Raw genomic sequence first — 15314 nt, 5'->3', positions numbered from 1 at the left:
AGTCATAAAAAAGGCGGCCCGACACGGACCGCTTTTTGCATTGAGATAATGCGCGCTGATTTGCGTCGGAGCTAGATCATCGCGCCAGCCGCATCCTCGGGATGCCGCTGCAGCAAATACCGCCGCAATTTCTCGATGGCACGGCTTTCGATCTGGCGGACACGTTCTTTTGAAATGCCGAGACGCGCGCCGAGAGCCTCAAGCGTCGTTGCCTCTTCGCCAAGGCGTCTTTCGCGGACAATGCTGAGTTCGCGTTCGGTCAGGCTCTTCAAGGCATCTTCGAGCCAATCGGTCCGGCGGGTGGTGTCGATTGAACTGCTCACCAATTCGTCAGGAAGAGGCTTGTCGTCGACAAGAAAATCCACCCGTTCCGCCGGCATGGATGGATCGCTTTCGGCGACCGTGGCATTCAGCGAAATATCGGGGCCGGACAGCCGCATGTCCATCATCTCGACGTCGGCGCGATTGACGCCCAAGGTCTGCGCAATGTCTTCATAGACGATCGCATTGCTCGACTCGCCCCGTTGCGCCAATTTCGCGCGCAGGCGCCGCAGATTGAAGAACAGACTTTTCTGCGCGGAACTCGTACCGCCGCGAACGATTGACCAATTGCGCAGGACATAATCCTGAATGGCCGCGCGAATCCACCATGTCGCGTAAGTGGAAAAACGCACCTCGCGTTCCGGTTCGAAGCGCATCGCCGCTTCCAAGAGGCCGATATGGCCTTCCTGAATCAGATCGGCGATCGGCAAGCCATAATGTCTGAACTTGACCGCGAGCGCGATCACGAGCCGCATATGGGCCTGGGCAAGCTGATGCATCGCACCGACATTGCCTTCGTCTTTCCAGCGCCTGGCGAGAACTTGTTCTTCGTCGCGCGCAAGAAATGGAGCAGCCATGGCCGTTCGGATGAACTGACGGCCGACTCCTGAAAGTTGAACCATTGCGTTCAATGGACCGTCCCTCCGTGCAGAACGGCATGGAAGGCCGAGACAAACTTCACAGGATCGTGATGACTGTTCTGTGGTATTTGTGAGGGTTCGAAGTGACCGCGGTCAAAAAAAATGATTGCGAACCAGCGCATTAGAAACCTCTGCAAAAGTCGAGGCCCCCAACCCCGCAGCACCTAAACGGTTCACCTATGCAGCTGGTTCCCATCGGCGGCAGGTCTTTTGATCAGAAAAGTTTTACCTCATCCGTCATTCAGTTAGCACATTCATTCCGTTACGATTTTATAGGTTTCACCGCTGCGCAACGATCCGTTGCGATCGATACCATTTAACAAAAGAAAATAATCGAACGGCCGGTCCGGCACGACCATCCGCGAAGCCAAAGTTTCCACGCTATCGCCATCCTTGGCCACGACCATCGTCAGATGCAGCGGATGAACGGCACTAGCCTCGTCCGGCGCGATCCGCCGGAACGAGTTAATCAGAGTCTGAAATCGCGCTTCTGCATCATCGTTCAAACTCCGCACCGCAAAGATCAGCCGATAGACTTCGCTTGGGTCGAAACGAATCACGGCGAGCAGAAAATTCCATTCGCCGGCCCGCGCGGTCGCGGTTGCAGCCTTCATCGTATTGATCTCGGTCGAAGCGACCGAACTTTGAATCAATCCATCGACCCAGCCCGACGCAATATAGGATTCGAGCGAGGTCGATTGCGCCAAGTGAACGCTGTCGAGGCGCAAAGCTTCATTGCCGCCGCCCTTTACGCCCAAGATCGCCTGCGCCGAATTTTCAAGCACGAATCCGTCAGGTGCAACAAAGGTGAAGCCCAAGCGTGGATGGATAAAGCGGCGGCCGCGGATGGACCCTTCGGATGGATCATCGCCGAACAGCAAACCGTCGATGGCAGCCAGATAACCGGCACGGTCCGCGGTGCCTATTCCCGGCGCACCGATTTGCCGCGCGACAATGGTTGCTTGCGACACGCGTTCGGGAGTCGACGGATGGGTTGCGAGCAGATCCGGCTTGTCCGCGTTCGACTGCCCGACGAGCGACGCGCGAAACGTGCTCCAGCGGCCAAGCGAAACGAGGAAACGCGTCGCGCCATAGGGATCAAAGCCGGCCCGCGCCATCTCTTTGATGCCGATCTCGTCCGCTTCAAGCTCTTGCTGGCGCGAGAAGCTTGCGAAAGATTGCTTGGCCGAGGCCACGACCTCCTCGCCTTTCTGCCGGCTTTGAATGACGCTCGCCGCCTGGCTGATGACCGCTGCCCGCTTTTCCTGCTCGGCGCGCTGCATGGCGTGGCGCGCGGTAATATGCGCGATTTCATGCGCCATGACAGCCGCGATTTCCGACGCATCATTGGCAAGCGCGAGAAGCCCGCGCGTCGCATAAAGATTGTTCGGCGGAAGCGCGAAAGCATTCACCACCGGCGAATTCAAAATCGTGACCCTATAGGGCTCGCTTGGACGATCGCCGGCATTGGCCAGCTTGACCAGAATGTCGTTCAGATAACGTTCGGCCTTCACATCATGATATTCGCCGCCAAACAGCGAGACCATGCGCTTATGTTCGGCATTCGCGGCATCGATCCCGACAGTCTTCGGCGCGGCCGCCGGAATCTCGACAGACGCGGGCTTGGTGCCTTGGACCTCGATCGACGAACAGTCGGCGAGAAGCAGCGCTGCGGCAGGCGCGAGTACCAAGCCCACGGCAGCCCATAGGCGGACCCGCATGTCCTGCCGCCCTTGTCCCAGGCCAAACCGTTTCGAGAACTTCATTCAACCCTTCGATCTATGGCTGCACCATCGCAGGGGCGTTTTGCACCGGCTTTGCGGCTTCGCCGGGACGGTCGGCGATTAATTCGACCTCGCTTGGAGCGGTCACTTCGATCTCCGGACCGAAACGCGTTTCAAGCAGTCCCCGCACGCGAAGGGTTTGCCCGATCAGATCGTGAAAATGAAGCCCGGCGGCCTCAAATATCTTGACGTTGCGTTGCAGGACCGTGACCGCCAAATGATCCCGCCGATGCGGCCCGAAAAAAAGCGTGGTTCGCCCAGAACCGTCGCGGACCTCGCTCACGCGGCCTTCGGCCAGAACGAGGCTTCCGGCGTGTTCCGTGAAAGCCAAAGCGTCCGTCGCCGCTATGATATTGTAATAGGGATCGCTCCAAAGCCCCAGCCCGGCCGCGCGGGCAGCCTTTTCAGCCTCCAAAAGCCGCTTTTCGCAGGGGTTTTTGTGCTGATCCGGTGCAACGCGCGCAAAGCCCTGCCGAACCAGACTTTCTCCGGCCGAGGACGGGCTTGCGTCTCCGGGTACCGGCGCCGCGAAAATCACTGTCGGGACACGGCCCCACCGGTCCGGTCGCGCATCGAGCGCCTGATAGGAAATGTCCCGATTTTCCAGCCACGCCATCAGCCAGTCCCGGCCGCGCGTGCCTAGATCCGGATCGCTCGGTGTCGGCCCCGCCGCTTCGACCCCGGCGATCCGGAGGACGCGGCCGTCGGCCAGCGTCAATTCCAATCTCTCGCTTACGGCGGAAACGGCAGCATGACTTCCACCCTTCAACACACAAGCATCGCCTGCCCCGGCCTCTTTCGCGAATGGCCCCGGCGCCAAGCTTAGAAAGGTGAAAAAAATGGCAAGTCCTGCCGGAGCTACAAAGCCCGAAATGGCTTTTTCGAACCCCTTACAAGCTTGGGCATCCGCTCGGTTTTCGCCCATTTTCAAATCGCGGCCACGCTCCCTTAAGAGAACCATCGGCGGTTTTGGAGTTTGCGCCGCCCACAGGCACGGTGCAACAACAGGTAAGCCTGTCGGGTGTGAAGGATCAAAGGCCCCGGTCTGGCCAGAGGCCGGCAGAGATGTTAAAAATTGACGTCAAGAATTTGTCATAGGTGCTTCATCCTTTCGATCATAGATGGCCTTGGCAAAACTGTTTTTACGCGTGAAATGTCCCGGTAGCTCAGCAGGATAGAGCAACGGTTTCCTAAACCGTAGGCCACTGGTTCGAATCCAGTCCGGGACACCATTTCCAGCCGTCAAACCATCCGCGATTCATCGCGTGCTTGATCTGGAACAAGGCTGCGCGCGCCCGAGATAGTTATTGCCAAGCAGAACTGTTTACGCGGCCGCAACGGCCCGCGGTTCCTTATTGGTTGATCACTTGGGAGGGTTCCATGTCAGACGATCATCATCTGCAACAGGCCGTTCTTGCCGAATTGAGTTGGGAGCCAAGCGTGAACGCCGCTCATATCGGCGTCACGGCAAATGCCGGCGTGGTCACTTTGACGGGCCATGTCGAAAGCTATGCCGAAAAACATAATGTCGAGATGGCCGTCCTTCGCGTCAAGGGCGTCAAGGCCGTGGCCATGGAACTCGACGTCAAACTGCCCATGGATGTGAAGCGCGGCGATGATGAAATCGCAGCCGCTGCGGTCGACCGTCTTGGCTGGGACGTGTCCGTGCCGCGCGACACCGTCAAGGTCAATGTCGAGCAAGGCTGGGTGACTTTAACCGGCGAAGTCGATTGGCATTATCAAAAGCTGGCCGCCGAACAAGACGTGCATCGTCTCTATGGCGTTGTCGGCGTATCCAATCAGATCACCATCAAACCGCGCGTCAACACGGAGAATCTCAGCGACGACATCATGCATGCGCTGCATCGGTCCTGGTTCTTCGATCCGCGGACAATCAATGTCAGCGCGCAAGGCGGAAAGGTTCGCCTGAGCGGCACTGCGCCGTCTCTGCATGACCGGCAAGTCGCCGCGGCGACCGCTTGGACCGCCGCCGGCGTCACCGATGTCGAAAACGACATCGCGGTCGTGTAAGGCGAAAGCTTCAAAGCCTGTATCTCTCGCCGTTAGTGTGCCCGCTTTCATGCTGGCGCCTAGCGGCAGAAGTTGCCTCTTGCCTCTTGCATAAAGTTGAGCGAGACGCTTAGTCCGAAGCGCGCAGCGGGCCGGGCGCTGCGACCAACGGACAAAAGATGCCACAGAGCGCCAAGCCAATGTCTCGTACGCTTGCGATCGAGATCGCAACGAAGACCATGGCCGTCATCAATCCGGCTAACCGCGGATTGCGGATGGCCGATCTGCTTGAGAAACACGGGTTTCGTCGCGTGCCGGAGCCCGAACTCGAGATTCTCAGCGATCAAGCCCGCCTTGTGGCGTGGTTGCGCGAGACTTTCAGGGTCGACTAATGCCGTTTCACGGCAACGTGAAACGCAGGGATGAGATCGGATCGCTCGCGGGAAAGCTTTCCTTCAGCGCTTCGGTCAGAAGCTCGTCCTGCTCGGCCTTGAGCTCATCGTCTTCGGCAACCGATGCCGTCGCGGCAGACGGGCCCGCCGCCTGTTTCGCCGACGCATTCCGATCCGCTGGATCGCTTTGCTTTGATTTCCGGCCCGGCATGTCGAAGGTCCTCGAGCGCGCCACATCGGCGCCGCTTTATATGTAGGTCTCGCACGGCCGAAACCTACCCCTGCGCCGATCATCGCGACGCCTTCTGCACCTCCCACAGGGTCAACCCGTGAACAGCTCGACGACGGCCGCATTCTGCGGAATTTCCAGGGAGCGCTCCTTCAGATTGGCCAAATCCGCGAAGGCCATCCCATAGGCGGACCGCGCCTCCATCCTCGACATGTAATCTTCAAAAACCGGATCTAAGCAGAGCTGATAGGCCCTCGCCCATCTGATGCTAAAGCCAAGCATGCAATCGGCTGCGGAAAACTTGGGCCCGCTCGCAAATCCATCGTCTTGCAGCCGCCGGATCAATTGCGGTTCCACTTCATTACGGAATTTCCTGCGATATCGTTCGACGGTCCGGAAGTCGCGTTCACGATGCGGCAGAACATGTTCGTGAATGCGTATCTGCCAAAGCATCATATCCATTGACGCTCCGCAAAAATGGATCATGTGCATGTAATCCGCCCGCTTGCGCGGGTCATTGGGCGGCGGTGCCAAGCGCTCCTCTGGGAACAAGTCCGCGAGAAGGACGATGATCGCGCCGCTCTCGCTAATGCGAATGAAGTCTCCCTCCGGCGCGTAAATCTCCAAAGTCGGCACGCAGTGGTTCGGATTAATTTCGAGATATCTGTCTGTATACTGTTCGGCATCGGCTATCGAGATGATTTCGGTATTGAAATCGGCTTCGCCGATTTCATGCAGCAGCCATTTCACGCGCGCGCTTCGCATACCCGGGCAATGGTAAAGTTTGAACCTGTTCATCGGCATCATCCTCATCGCCCGGGCACAACCTTTACCGGGATGCGGAGCGACGCTAGGGATCTGAAATTTCGGGAAAATGTCGCAAGCGTTACCGCTGTAACCGCGGCGGGCGCGTCATCTAGCCTTCGCCGATGAGCTTCAACCAGTCGGCCTCGCTGATCGTCTCGATGCCATATTCTTCCGCCTTGGCGAGCTTGGAACCGGCGCCCGGCCCCGCCACGACGAGGTCGGTTTTCTTCGACACCGAGCCCGCGACCTTGGCGCCCAATCTTTCGGCCTGCGCCTTGGCTTCATCGCGCGTCATCTGTTCGAGCGCGCCGGTGAAGACCACCGTCTTCCCGGCGACAGGACTGGCGCTCGCAACAGCTTCCATGGGCTGCGGCGTCACCTCCTTGAGAAGCGCATCGAGCACCGTTTCATTGTGCTTTTCACCGAAGAAATCGGCGAGCGCTTCGGCGACGACCCCGCCGAGACCCTCGATATTTTCGATCTCGCTGCGCGCTTCGGATCCAAGCTCCGCGTGGCGAGCCACCTCGCGAAGCGCATCGAAGGACCCGAAGTGCCGCGCGAGCCGCCTCGCATTGGTCTCGCCTATATGCCTTATGCCGAGCGCGTAGATGAAACGGTTGAGCGGCACGTTGCGGCGCGCATCGATCGCGGCGAAGAGGTTGCGCACCGACGTTTCGCCATAGCCTTCGCGATCCTTCAGCTTCTTGAGACTGCGCTTATCGCGCGCCTCGAGCGTGAAAATATCGGGCGGCGTCATGATGAGACCATCGTGATAGAATTGTTCGATCTGCTTGTCGCCCAGGCCCTCGATATCGAAAGCCAGGCGCGAGGCGAAATGTTTCAGCTTCTCGACCGCCTGCGCCGGACAGATGAGACTGCCGGTGCAGCGGCGCACGACATCGGCGACGCCGGTCTTCTCGTCGATTTCGCGGATCGCGGCCGAGCCGCAGACAGGGCAGATCTCGGGAAATTTGTAAGGATGGGAATGCGCCGGGCGCTTCTCGAGCACAGGCCCCAGGACCTGCGGGATCACATCGCCGGCGCGCTGGATGATGACCGTATCGCCGATACGTATATCCTTGCGCGCGATCTCGTCTTCATTGTGCAAGGTCGCATTGGAGACGACGACGCCGCCGACCGTAATCGGCTCCAGCCGCGCGACAGGCGTGAGCGCGCCCGTCCGGCCGACCTGGATCTCGATATCGTGCAGAATCGTCGTTGCTTTTTCAGCCGGGAACTTGTGCGCCGTCGCCCAGCGCGGCGAACGCGACACGAAGCCGAGCCTGTTTTGCAGCGCGAGACTGTCGACCTTATAGACCACCCCGTCGATGTCATAGCCGAGCGTGGCGCGCTGTTCTTCGATCGCGCGGTAATGCGCAAGCAAATCCTCAGCCGAATGACACAGCACCATCAGAGGGTTGACCGGCAGGCCATAATGTTTGAAGGCCCGCACCATGCCCATTTGCGTATCGGCAGGAAGAGCGCTCGCCTCGCCCCAGGCATAGGCGAAAAAATGCAACGGCCTTTGCGCGGTAATCGCCGGGTCGAGCTGGCGCAAGGAGCCCGCAGCCGCATTGCGCGGATTGGCGAAGACGGGCTTTCCCGCCTCGGCCTGGCGCCGGTTGAGGGCGGCGAAATCCGCGTGCGTCATATAGACTTCGCCGCGGACTTCGAAAATGGCCGGAGGCTTGTCTTTCAAATGATGCGGGATCTCGCCTATGGTGCGGACATTGGCGGTGACATCCTCGCCTTCGAACCCGTCGCCGCGCGTCGCCGCCTGTACCAGCGCGCCATCTTCGAAACGCAAGGAACAGGAGAGCCCGTCGATCTTGGGTTCGGCCGTGATCGCCAGAGGCGCCTCTGCCGGAAGCCCGAGGAACCGCCGCACGCGCGCGACAAAATCCTCGACCTCGGCATCGGAAAACACATTGCCGAGCGACAGCATCGGTACTTTATGCCGGACCTTGGCGAATTTCTCCGACGGAGCCACGCCGACCTTTTGCGTCAGCGAGTCGGGCGTCACCAGATCGGGAAATTGCGCCTCCAGCGCCTCATAGCGGCGACGCAATGCATCATATTCGGCGTCGGAGACCGTCGGCGCATCCTCGGCGTAATAGCTCTGGTCATGCGCCGCGATTTCCGCCTGCAACCGCGCATGCTCCGCGCGGGCGGCGGCGAGACCGGCGCGTTGAGGGGCCTCAGAAGGCGCGGAAGACTTTGGCTTTTTCACGCGAGACAATTAACGCAGAAGCCGCATATGGAGAAGTCCGGGAAACCGTGTTCCTGCCCGTCTCTCGGCTAAAACCGAGACCCGCGGTCCCGGTTGTGATCACAAGGCAAGCCGCCAGCCGCCGCCAGCTCAGCGGTTCGCCTAAGAAAAACCAGCCGAGCAAAGTCGCAAAGACGACGCTGGTCTCCCGCAAGGCCGAGACGATGCCCATCGGGCTGTGCTGCATCGCATAGATCACGATACCGTAAGCGACGAGGGCGACCACCCCGCCCGTTAGGGCCACAGCCCAAGCTTTGAGCGGCGCGACCAAAGCTCCTCCGCCACGCATGGCCACGAAATAAACCGGCATCAAAAGAAAGAACGACGACATCCAGGCAATGTAAGCGAACGGATCGCCGGCCATCCGCACGCCCATGCCGTCGATGACCGAATAAAGCGCGATGAAAACGCCGGTGGTCAGCGCCGCGGTTAGGTTCTCACGTTTCATCCGCTGGCCGTGAAAAGCCATGCCGATGATGCCAAGCGAAATAAGCATGATGGCAATCAGCGAGAAGCCGGTCAGCTCTTCCCCCGCGAAGGCGGCCGCGCCCAGCATGATCAGCAAGGGCGAAGCGCCGCGCGCGATCGGATAGGCTTCCCCGAGATCGCCCGTTCTATATTGCCGGACGAGACTCAAATTATAGCCGATATGGATGAGTCCTGACGCTATGAGATAAGGCCAACTCGCAGCGGCTGGCGATGGCAGAAAAGGCAGCGCCAAAAGCGAGGTGCCGCCAAGGCCGATGCTGATGACCGTCATCGACCACAGCCGGTTGCTGCCGCCACGCAGCATGGCATTCCACGCGGCGTGGAGAAGGGCGGCAAACAGGACCAAAGCTGCGATAAGCGGATTCATCGGCCTTCACCCCGCTCCTTCCAACAGGCGACCGGCCGCGGCGCGCGCTTCATCCGTGATGGTAGCGCCCGCCAGCATGCGGGCGATCTCCTCGCGCCGCGCCGCATCGGCAAGACTCGTTACGCGCGTTGCGACCCGGCGGCCCTTCTCGATCATATCCTTGGCAATGCGGAAATGTCCGGCCGCGCGGGCGGCCACTTGCGGCGCATGGGTGACCGCCAGCACTTGAACGCGCGAGGCAAGCCGTGCAAGGCGCTGGCCTATGGCATCGGCGACGGCGCCGCCGACACCCGTATCGATTTCGTCGAAGACGAGCGTCGGTGCCGAACCGCGATCGGCCAGCACCACTTTCAAGGCCAACATGAAGCGCGCAAGCTCGCCGCCGGAGGCGACTTTCATCAAAGGACCGGGGCGGCTGCCGGGATTGGTCTCGACCCAGAATTCCACCTGATCGGTTCCGTCGGGCCCATGGCCTTCGGTGCGCATCTGGGTGAGGAAACGGGCGCTTTCGAGCTTCAGCGGCGCGAGTTCGCCGGTCACCGCCTTGTCGAGATCGCGCGCGGCTTTCTTGCGGCCGGTGGAGAGACTCTCGGCAGCCTTCGCATAGGCGGCCTCGGCGGCGCGCACGGCTTTTTCCAGATGGACGAGGCGCGTCTCGCCGGCATCCAGCGTTGCGAGATCGCCCGCGATCTTTTCGGCAAGCGCCGGAAGCTCATCGACCGGCACGCCATATTTGCGGCTTGCGCCCCGCAAGGCAAAAAGCCGATCCTCGACTTCTTCGAGTTCGCGCGGATCGAACTGCGCATCCCGCAAGGCCTGATCGAGCGCGGTGCCCGCCAGATCGAGCGCATTCAGCGCTGCGTCAAGCGCTTGCAGAGAGGGAGAAATCAAATCCGGGGCCTGTTGCCGCCGCCGGTCGAGACGCCGCAGAACCGAGGCCAGCACCGGAACCGGCGAGCCCTGCCCCGCGACAGCTTCATAGGCGTCGCGGATTTCAGACGTGACTTTCTCGGCCTGCATCATGACGCCGCGGCGATCGGCCAGGCTCGTTTCCTCGCCGATATTGGGGGCAAGCTTACCGAGTTCCGCGTCGGCATGGCGAAGATAATCGACCTCCTTGCGGACTTTCTCGACCGCTTCCTGTTCGCGCGCGAGATCGGCGCGGGCCGTTTGAAGCGCCGCATGCGCGGCGCGCACCGCAGAAAGCTCGGCGCCAAGGCCGCCGAAGGCGTCGATCAGATTGCGGTGCGTATTGGGATTGACCAGCGCGCGGTCGTCATGCTGCCCGTGGATTTCGACGAGCTCACGCGCGATGAGGCGCAAGGTCTGGAGGCTCACCGGCTGATCGTTGACGAAGGCACGGGTACGCCCATCTGCCATTTGCACGCGCCGCAAAATCAGTTCGCCATCGGTTTCGATGTCCTGCGCGCGAGCCGCCGCGAGGGAAGGATGCAGCACCGGGAGATCGAAGACGGCCGTCACCTGACCTTGCGCCTCGCCCTGCCGGACGAGAGTGCCGTCGCCGCGCGCCCCCAAAGCAAGCGAAAACGCATCGAGCAGAATCGATTTGCCGGCGCCCGTCTCGCCGGTGAGGATGGTGAGCCCGATCCCGAGTTCGAGATCGAGCCTATCGATCAGGACAATGTCCCTGATGGAGAGCTGAACGAGCATGGAGTCGAAAAGCCCTCGATGGGTTTCCGGTCAAAACGCAGCCTCGGCCGATTCGGCAAGCCTCGACCGGTACAAAACTAGAACATTTTAGGGCAGGACGGAAGGCTGTTTCTTCGGTTCAGCCGAGTTTGATCTTCTTGAAGGTCTTCGAAATCCACGAGCCCTCGTCTTCGTGCGGCTCGAGACCGCCGCCCTGCAGAAGCGCGTAAGCATCCTTGTACCAGGGCGAGTTCGGAAAATTATGCCCGAGCACGGCGGCCGCCGTCTGCGCCTCATTGGTGAGGCCCAAGGCGAGATAGGCTTCGGTCAGGCGTTCGAGCGCTTCCTCCGCGTGTCGCGTGTTTTGATATTTGCGAAGCACTTCCTGGAAGCGATTGACCGCCCCGGTATAATTATGCTGGTTCAAATAGAAGCGGCCGACCGACATTTCCTTGCCGGCGAGCTGATCGCGCGTGACCTGCAATTTGTAACGAGCGTCTTCGGCATATTCGGATTTCGGAAATTTTTCGACGATCTGCGCGAATACGACCGAGGCCTTCTGGGCGCGATCCTGATCGTGGGATATGTCCGGGATCTGGTTATAGTAGGACATAGCCTCGAGATAATAGACATAGGGCGTGTCGGGGGTTGACGGAAACAGCCCGATATAGCGTTGCGCCGAGCCGATCGCATCGTCGTAACTGCCGTTTTGATAGAGGCTGAACGTGTTCATCAGCAGCGCCTTCGACTGCCATTGCGTATAGGGATATTGCTTTTCGAGGTCGGAGAACTTCTTGCCGGCCGCCTCGTAATCCCTGTTATGCAGACGGGCGAGGCCCTGATTGTAGAGCGTGTCGGCCGGCTGGTCCGGAACAATCTTGGTTTCGTATTTATCCTTGCCCCACAGACTCGTCGGGTCGAAGTCGCCTATATGTTCGAGGGTCGAACATCCCGCGGCCGACAGAGCTAAAAGACCCACGCCCGCGAAACGCAGGAGCAGGGAAGCAGGAAGCCGGCGCGTGAAAAACATTCGATCTCTACTCAAAATACAAAGCCAATCGATTTTCGGCAGGATAACGGAAATCGCCGCTTTGCGCGAGTGAGCAGTGGTCGGGCCAAGAAACGGCATTAATGTGGCAAGCCAGGTTTCAAGCGCTGCCCATTGCGATCTTTTTTATCCAACCGATTGCCGGTTCGAGCCCGGCGCCCGTCGATCACGGTCAAATCAGCGGCTGCCGGCTGCTAGTTGCGATCCGGCGCGAAAGCGGCGGGGACAAGACTTGCCCCCAGATCCGCGTGCATGGGCTGACGGCGCAGCACCGGCGCCTCGACCACCGCATAGGCCGTCGCATCTGAAAAGAGCGCTTCCAATGCCGCGACATTCATCGCATGGCCGCCGCAATAGGACTTGAACCTGCCGAGAATGGGTGATCCGGCAAGGGCGAGATCGCCCAGCGCATCGAGCATTTTATGGCGCACGAATTCGTCGGAAAACCGCAGCCCCTCAGGGTTCAGCACCATTTCGTCATGCAGCGCCACTGTATTTTCGAGCGAGGCGCCAAGCGCGAAACCGGCCTTCCAGAGCCGTTCCACATCGCTCAGGAACCCGAAGGTGCGCGCCCGCGCCAGATCGCGCCGGAAGGCGCCGGGCGCAATATCCATCACTTTTTTCTGGCGCCCGATCGCGCCGCAAGCAAAGTCGATCTCGATATCGAGCGTCAGCCCGCGATCGCTGGGCAGCAGTTCGCAAAAGGAACGGCCGCGTTCGACCCGGACGGGCTTCAAAACTTTCAAATAGCGGCGCGGCGCGTCGAGACTCACGAGACCGACAGCATCGATCGCTTCGACAAAGGCCGCAGCGGATCCGTCGAGGATCGGCACCTCGGGTCCGTCGATTTCGACGACGACATTGTCGAGGCCAAGGCCGGAGAAGGCAGCCATCAGATGTTCGATGGTCGCAATGCTCGCTTGAGACCCGTCGCCAATTACGGTGCAAAGTTCGGTCATGGTCACGCGCGACCAATCGGCTTCGATCGCACGGCTCGAGGCATTCGGCAGGCCTGTGCGACGGAAAACGATGCCTGTATAGGCTTCGGCGGGATTGAGTGCGATGCGCACCGGAATATTGGAGTGAACGCCGATCCCTGAGAGGGTGGTGCGCTCACCAAGCGTGGTCTGTTTACCGGGCCCCATCCACGTCCTGTCCGTTTTCTGGCGCAAAGCAAATCAAGGCTTTGCCGCAAAAAAACCTACGCTTCGGGGATTCACCGGCCAAATCACGGTTTCTTACGCACTGTTACAAGCAGGCTCCCTTTCGGAGACAGAAAAGGCTTTTAAATCAGTCTATTAGCTCTTTGACAAATGTGTAGCAAGGGGTCCGAAGCCGGGTTTTGCCCGGATCGGCCCAAAAATGATCAAGCGTATGAATCTCCGAGTGGAATCCGGATGCCCGACGCGCGACGACAAGCGAGGCTGGCCGGAAAGTCACACCCTCCGGCCAATCGTCGCCTCACGGCCTCAACCGGCAAATATCAGCTCGATTGCCGGCGCAAAAAGGCCGGGATTTCGAGATGATCCTCCTCAGCCGTACGCGGCTGCGGTGCGACACGCCCATGCTGGTCGAGCGGCAATTGCGGCTGCGCCGCGCGCGGTGCGGGCGCCGCAGGACGCTTAGCATATTCGGCATGGATCGCATTGGGCTGGCCGCGGTGCGGTTGAGCGGCCTGTGCCTGCAGCGGCGCGGCGGGCGCCATCTGAGGCTGCGGACGCTCATAAGCTCCCGGTGGGATCACGTCCTCTTGCCGGCTCATCCCGAACGAGGCAAGGCGTTCGAGCAAAGTCCGGCGCTTGACGTCTGGATGCGATTCGGGCGGCAGTTCGCCGCGTTGAGCGCGGAGCTGATTTTGCGCGGGCATGGGAAGATCGTCGATCTGCGGCATGCGATGCGGCCGCAACGCGGGCGATTCCGCCGCGGGCGGAATGAAAGCCTGCTGCGGCTTATAGTCTTCGGCCGGCTGAGATGCGGCCACCGGAGTAGCATATGGATGCGGCTGCGGCTTGACCTGCTGGACTTGCACGCCTTGCGAGATAACCGGCCGCTGGACCGGCGCTTGATGCTGGGGCGGCGGCGGGGCCTGTTCCAGATCGAGCTCTTCCTCCTCGTAAAGATCTTGCGCCACGGGTTGCACGCGGGCCTGCACCGGCTCTGCCTGCCGCATCGCGGTTTGCGCCCGCAGACGGGTCGCGGCTTCGGCGATGCGGGTTTCGGCGGCATTGAGCTCGCGCATATCGGCCGGCTTATCGATGCCGGTCGCAACGACCGACACCCGGACGATGCCGTCGAGATTTTCATCGAAGGTCGCGCCGAGGATGATGTTGGCGTCCTCATCGACTTCCTGGCGGATGCGGCTCGCGGCTTCATCGACCTCGTAGAGCGTGAGATCATTGCCGCCGGTGATCGAGATCAGCAGGCCGCGTGCGCCGCGCATCGAGACTTCGTCGAGAAGCGGATTTGCGATCGCGGCCTCCGCGGCAAGGATGGCGCGCTTGTCGCCGGAGGCCTCACCGGTTCCCATCATCGCCTTGCCCATCTCGCGCATGATCGCGCGGACGTCGGCGAAATCGAGGTTGATCAGACCTTCCTTGACCATGAGGTCGGTGATGCAGGCGACGCCCGAATAGAGCACCTGGTCGGCCATCGCGAAGGCGTCGGCGAAGGTGGTCTTCTCATTGGCGATGCGGAACAGATTCTGGTTCGGGATGACGATCAGCGTATCGACGGATTTCTGCAATTCGCTGATGCCGGAGTCGGCGATGCGCATCCGCCGCGCCCCTTCGAACTGGAAGGGCTTCGTCACCACACCGACCGTCAGCACACCCATTTCGCGGGCGACGCGGGCAATCACGGGCGCGGCACCCGTACCGGTGCCGCCGCCCATGCCTGCGGTCACGAAAACCATATGGGCGCCTGCGAGATGATCGCGGATTTCGTCGATCGCTTCCTCGGCCGCCGACCGGCCGACCTCGGGCTGCGAGCCCGCGCCCAAGCCTTCGGTGACCTGCAATCCCATCTGAATGATGCGCTCGGCTTTGGATGAGGCCAGAGCTTGGGCGTCCGTATTGGCGACGATGAAATCGACGCCGATCAGACCCGAGACGATCATGTTATTGACCGCGTTGCCACCCGCTCCACCGACGCCGCACACCATGATCCTTGGTTTGAGCTCCCGCAATTCCGGAGCTTTGAGATTGATCGTCATCGTCTGGCCTCTCGACGTCGGGGCGTTTGGCCGCCCCTGGGTTGCATGTCATGTGATTCGCAGGAAAAATGAAATGGCCGCCGCGCCCTTTCATGC

Annotated in this window: 13 protein-coding genes and 1 tRNA gene; 3 read left to right on the top strand and 11 right to left on the bottom strand. The window is 60.6% G+C overall.

Annotated elements, in window-relative coordinates; translation table 11 throughout:
• Positions 1-71: 71 nt before the first annotated feature.
• From A3OQ_RS0107590 to A3OQ_RS21650, 3 genes are all read right to left on the bottom strand, one after another.
• Positions 72-944 carry an RNA polymerase factor sigma-32 gene (locus A3OQ_RS0107590; RefSeq protein WP_026595609.1) on the bottom strand — a complete coding sequence of 291 codons (873 nt, stop codon included), beginning with the start codon at positions 942-944 and terminating at the stop codon, positions 72-74.
• A gap of 272 nt (positions 945-1216) precedes the next feature.
• Positions 1217-2728, bottom strand: a complete 1512-nt coding sequence (locus tag A3OQ_RS0107585; RefSeq protein WP_020174774.1) for a M48 family metalloprotease — start codon at positions 2726-2728, stop codon at positions 1217-1219.
• 13 nt (positions 2729-2741) lie between these two features.
• On the bottom strand, positions 2742-3464 hold the full coding sequence (locus A3OQ_RS21650; protein ID WP_161607315.1) for a thermonuclease family protein: 723 nt from the start codon (positions 3462-3464) through the stop codon (positions 2742-2744).
• 437 nt (positions 3465-3901) lie between these two features.
• On the opposite strand from A3OQ_RS21650, the gene A3OQ_RS0107575 reads away from it, so the two are divergent.
• The 3 genes from A3OQ_RS0107575 (at position 3902) to A3OQ_RS0107565 (ending at position 5148) form a co-directional block, all read left to right on the top strand.
• Positions 3902-3978: transfer RNA gene (locus A3OQ_RS0107575), tRNA-Arg, on the top strand.
• A gap of 148 nt (positions 3979-4126) precedes the next feature.
• Positions 4127-4777, top strand: coding sequence for a BON domain-containing protein (locus A3OQ_RS0107570; protein WP_020174772.1), 651 nt, complete (start codon positions 4127-4129; stop codon positions 4775-4777).
• Positions 4778-4956: 179 nt separating this feature from the next.
• Positions 4957-5148 (top strand): hypothetical protein, encoded by a 192-nt coding sequence (locus A3OQ_RS0107565; RefSeq protein WP_020174771.1) that lies wholly within the window; start codon positions 4957-4959, stop codon positions 5146-5148.
• 7 nt (positions 5149-5155) lie between these two features.
• Here the strand turns inward: A3OQ_RS0107565 and A3OQ_RS21645 are convergent, their stop codons facing one another.
• The 8 genes from A3OQ_RS21645 to ftsZ all read right to left on the bottom strand — a co-directional run bounded on the left by A3OQ_RS21645 (position 5156) and on the right by ftsZ (position 15218).
• Complete coding sequence (locus tag A3OQ_RS21645; protein ID WP_020174770.1) at positions 5156-5359, bottom strand: hypothetical protein; 204 nt, start codon at positions 5357-5359, stop codon at positions 5156-5158.
• Between the two features lie 111 nt (positions 5360-5470).
• Positions 5471-6175: a glutathione S-transferase family protein gene (locus A3OQ_RS0107555; RefSeq protein ID WP_200859993.1), complete on the bottom strand. Its 705-nt coding sequence runs from the start codon at positions 6173-6175 to the stop codon at positions 5471-5473.
• Between the two features lie 118 nt (positions 6176-6293).
• On the bottom strand, positions 6294-8414 hold the full coding sequence (ligA, locus tag A3OQ_RS0107550) for an NAD-dependent DNA ligase LigA (RefSeq protein WP_026595607.1): 2121 nt from the start codon (positions 8412-8414) through the stop codon (positions 6294-6296).
• Positions 8383-9309 (bottom strand): DMT family transporter, encoded by a 927-nt coding sequence (locus A3OQ_RS0107545; protein WP_020174767.1) that lies wholly within the window; start codon positions 9307-9309, stop codon positions 8383-8385. Before A3OQ_RS0107545 ends, ligA begins: the two co-directional genes overlap by 32 nt.
• A 6-nt stretch (positions 9310-9315) precedes the next feature.
• Complete coding sequence (gene recN / locus A3OQ_RS0107540) at positions 9316-10980, bottom strand: DNA repair protein RecN (RefSeq protein WP_020174766.1); 1665 nt, start codon at positions 10978-10980, stop codon at positions 9316-9318.
• A gap of 118 nt (positions 10981-11098) precedes the next feature.
• Entirely contained in the window at positions 11099-11989 is an 891-nt protein-coding gene (locus A3OQ_RS0107535; RefSeq protein WP_020174765.1) for an outer membrane protein assembly factor BamD, read from the bottom strand.
• A 212-nt stretch (positions 11990-12201) separates the two neighbouring features.
• Positions 12202-13152, bottom strand: a complete 951-nt coding sequence (gene lpxC, locus A3OQ_RS0107530) for a UDP-3-O-acyl-N-acetylglucosamine deacetylase (protein ID WP_020174764.1) — start codon at positions 13150-13152, stop codon at positions 12202-12204.
• Between the two features lie 338 nt (positions 13153-13490).
• Positions 13491-15218, bottom strand: a complete 1728-nt coding sequence (gene ftsZ / locus A3OQ_RS0107525) for a cell division protein FtsZ (RefSeq protein WP_020174763.1) — start codon at positions 15216-15218, stop codon at positions 13491-13493.
• Positions 15219-15314: the final 96 nt, after the last annotated feature.

It is taken from the genome of Methyloferula stellata AR4 (assembly GCF_000385335.1).
Lineage (GTDB): Bacteria > Pseudomonadota > Alphaproteobacteria > Rhizobiales > Beijerinckiaceae > Methyloferula > Methyloferula stellata.
Note: the sequence above shows the minus strand (reverse complement) of the source record. Positions and strands in the feature narration are given on the sequence as shown.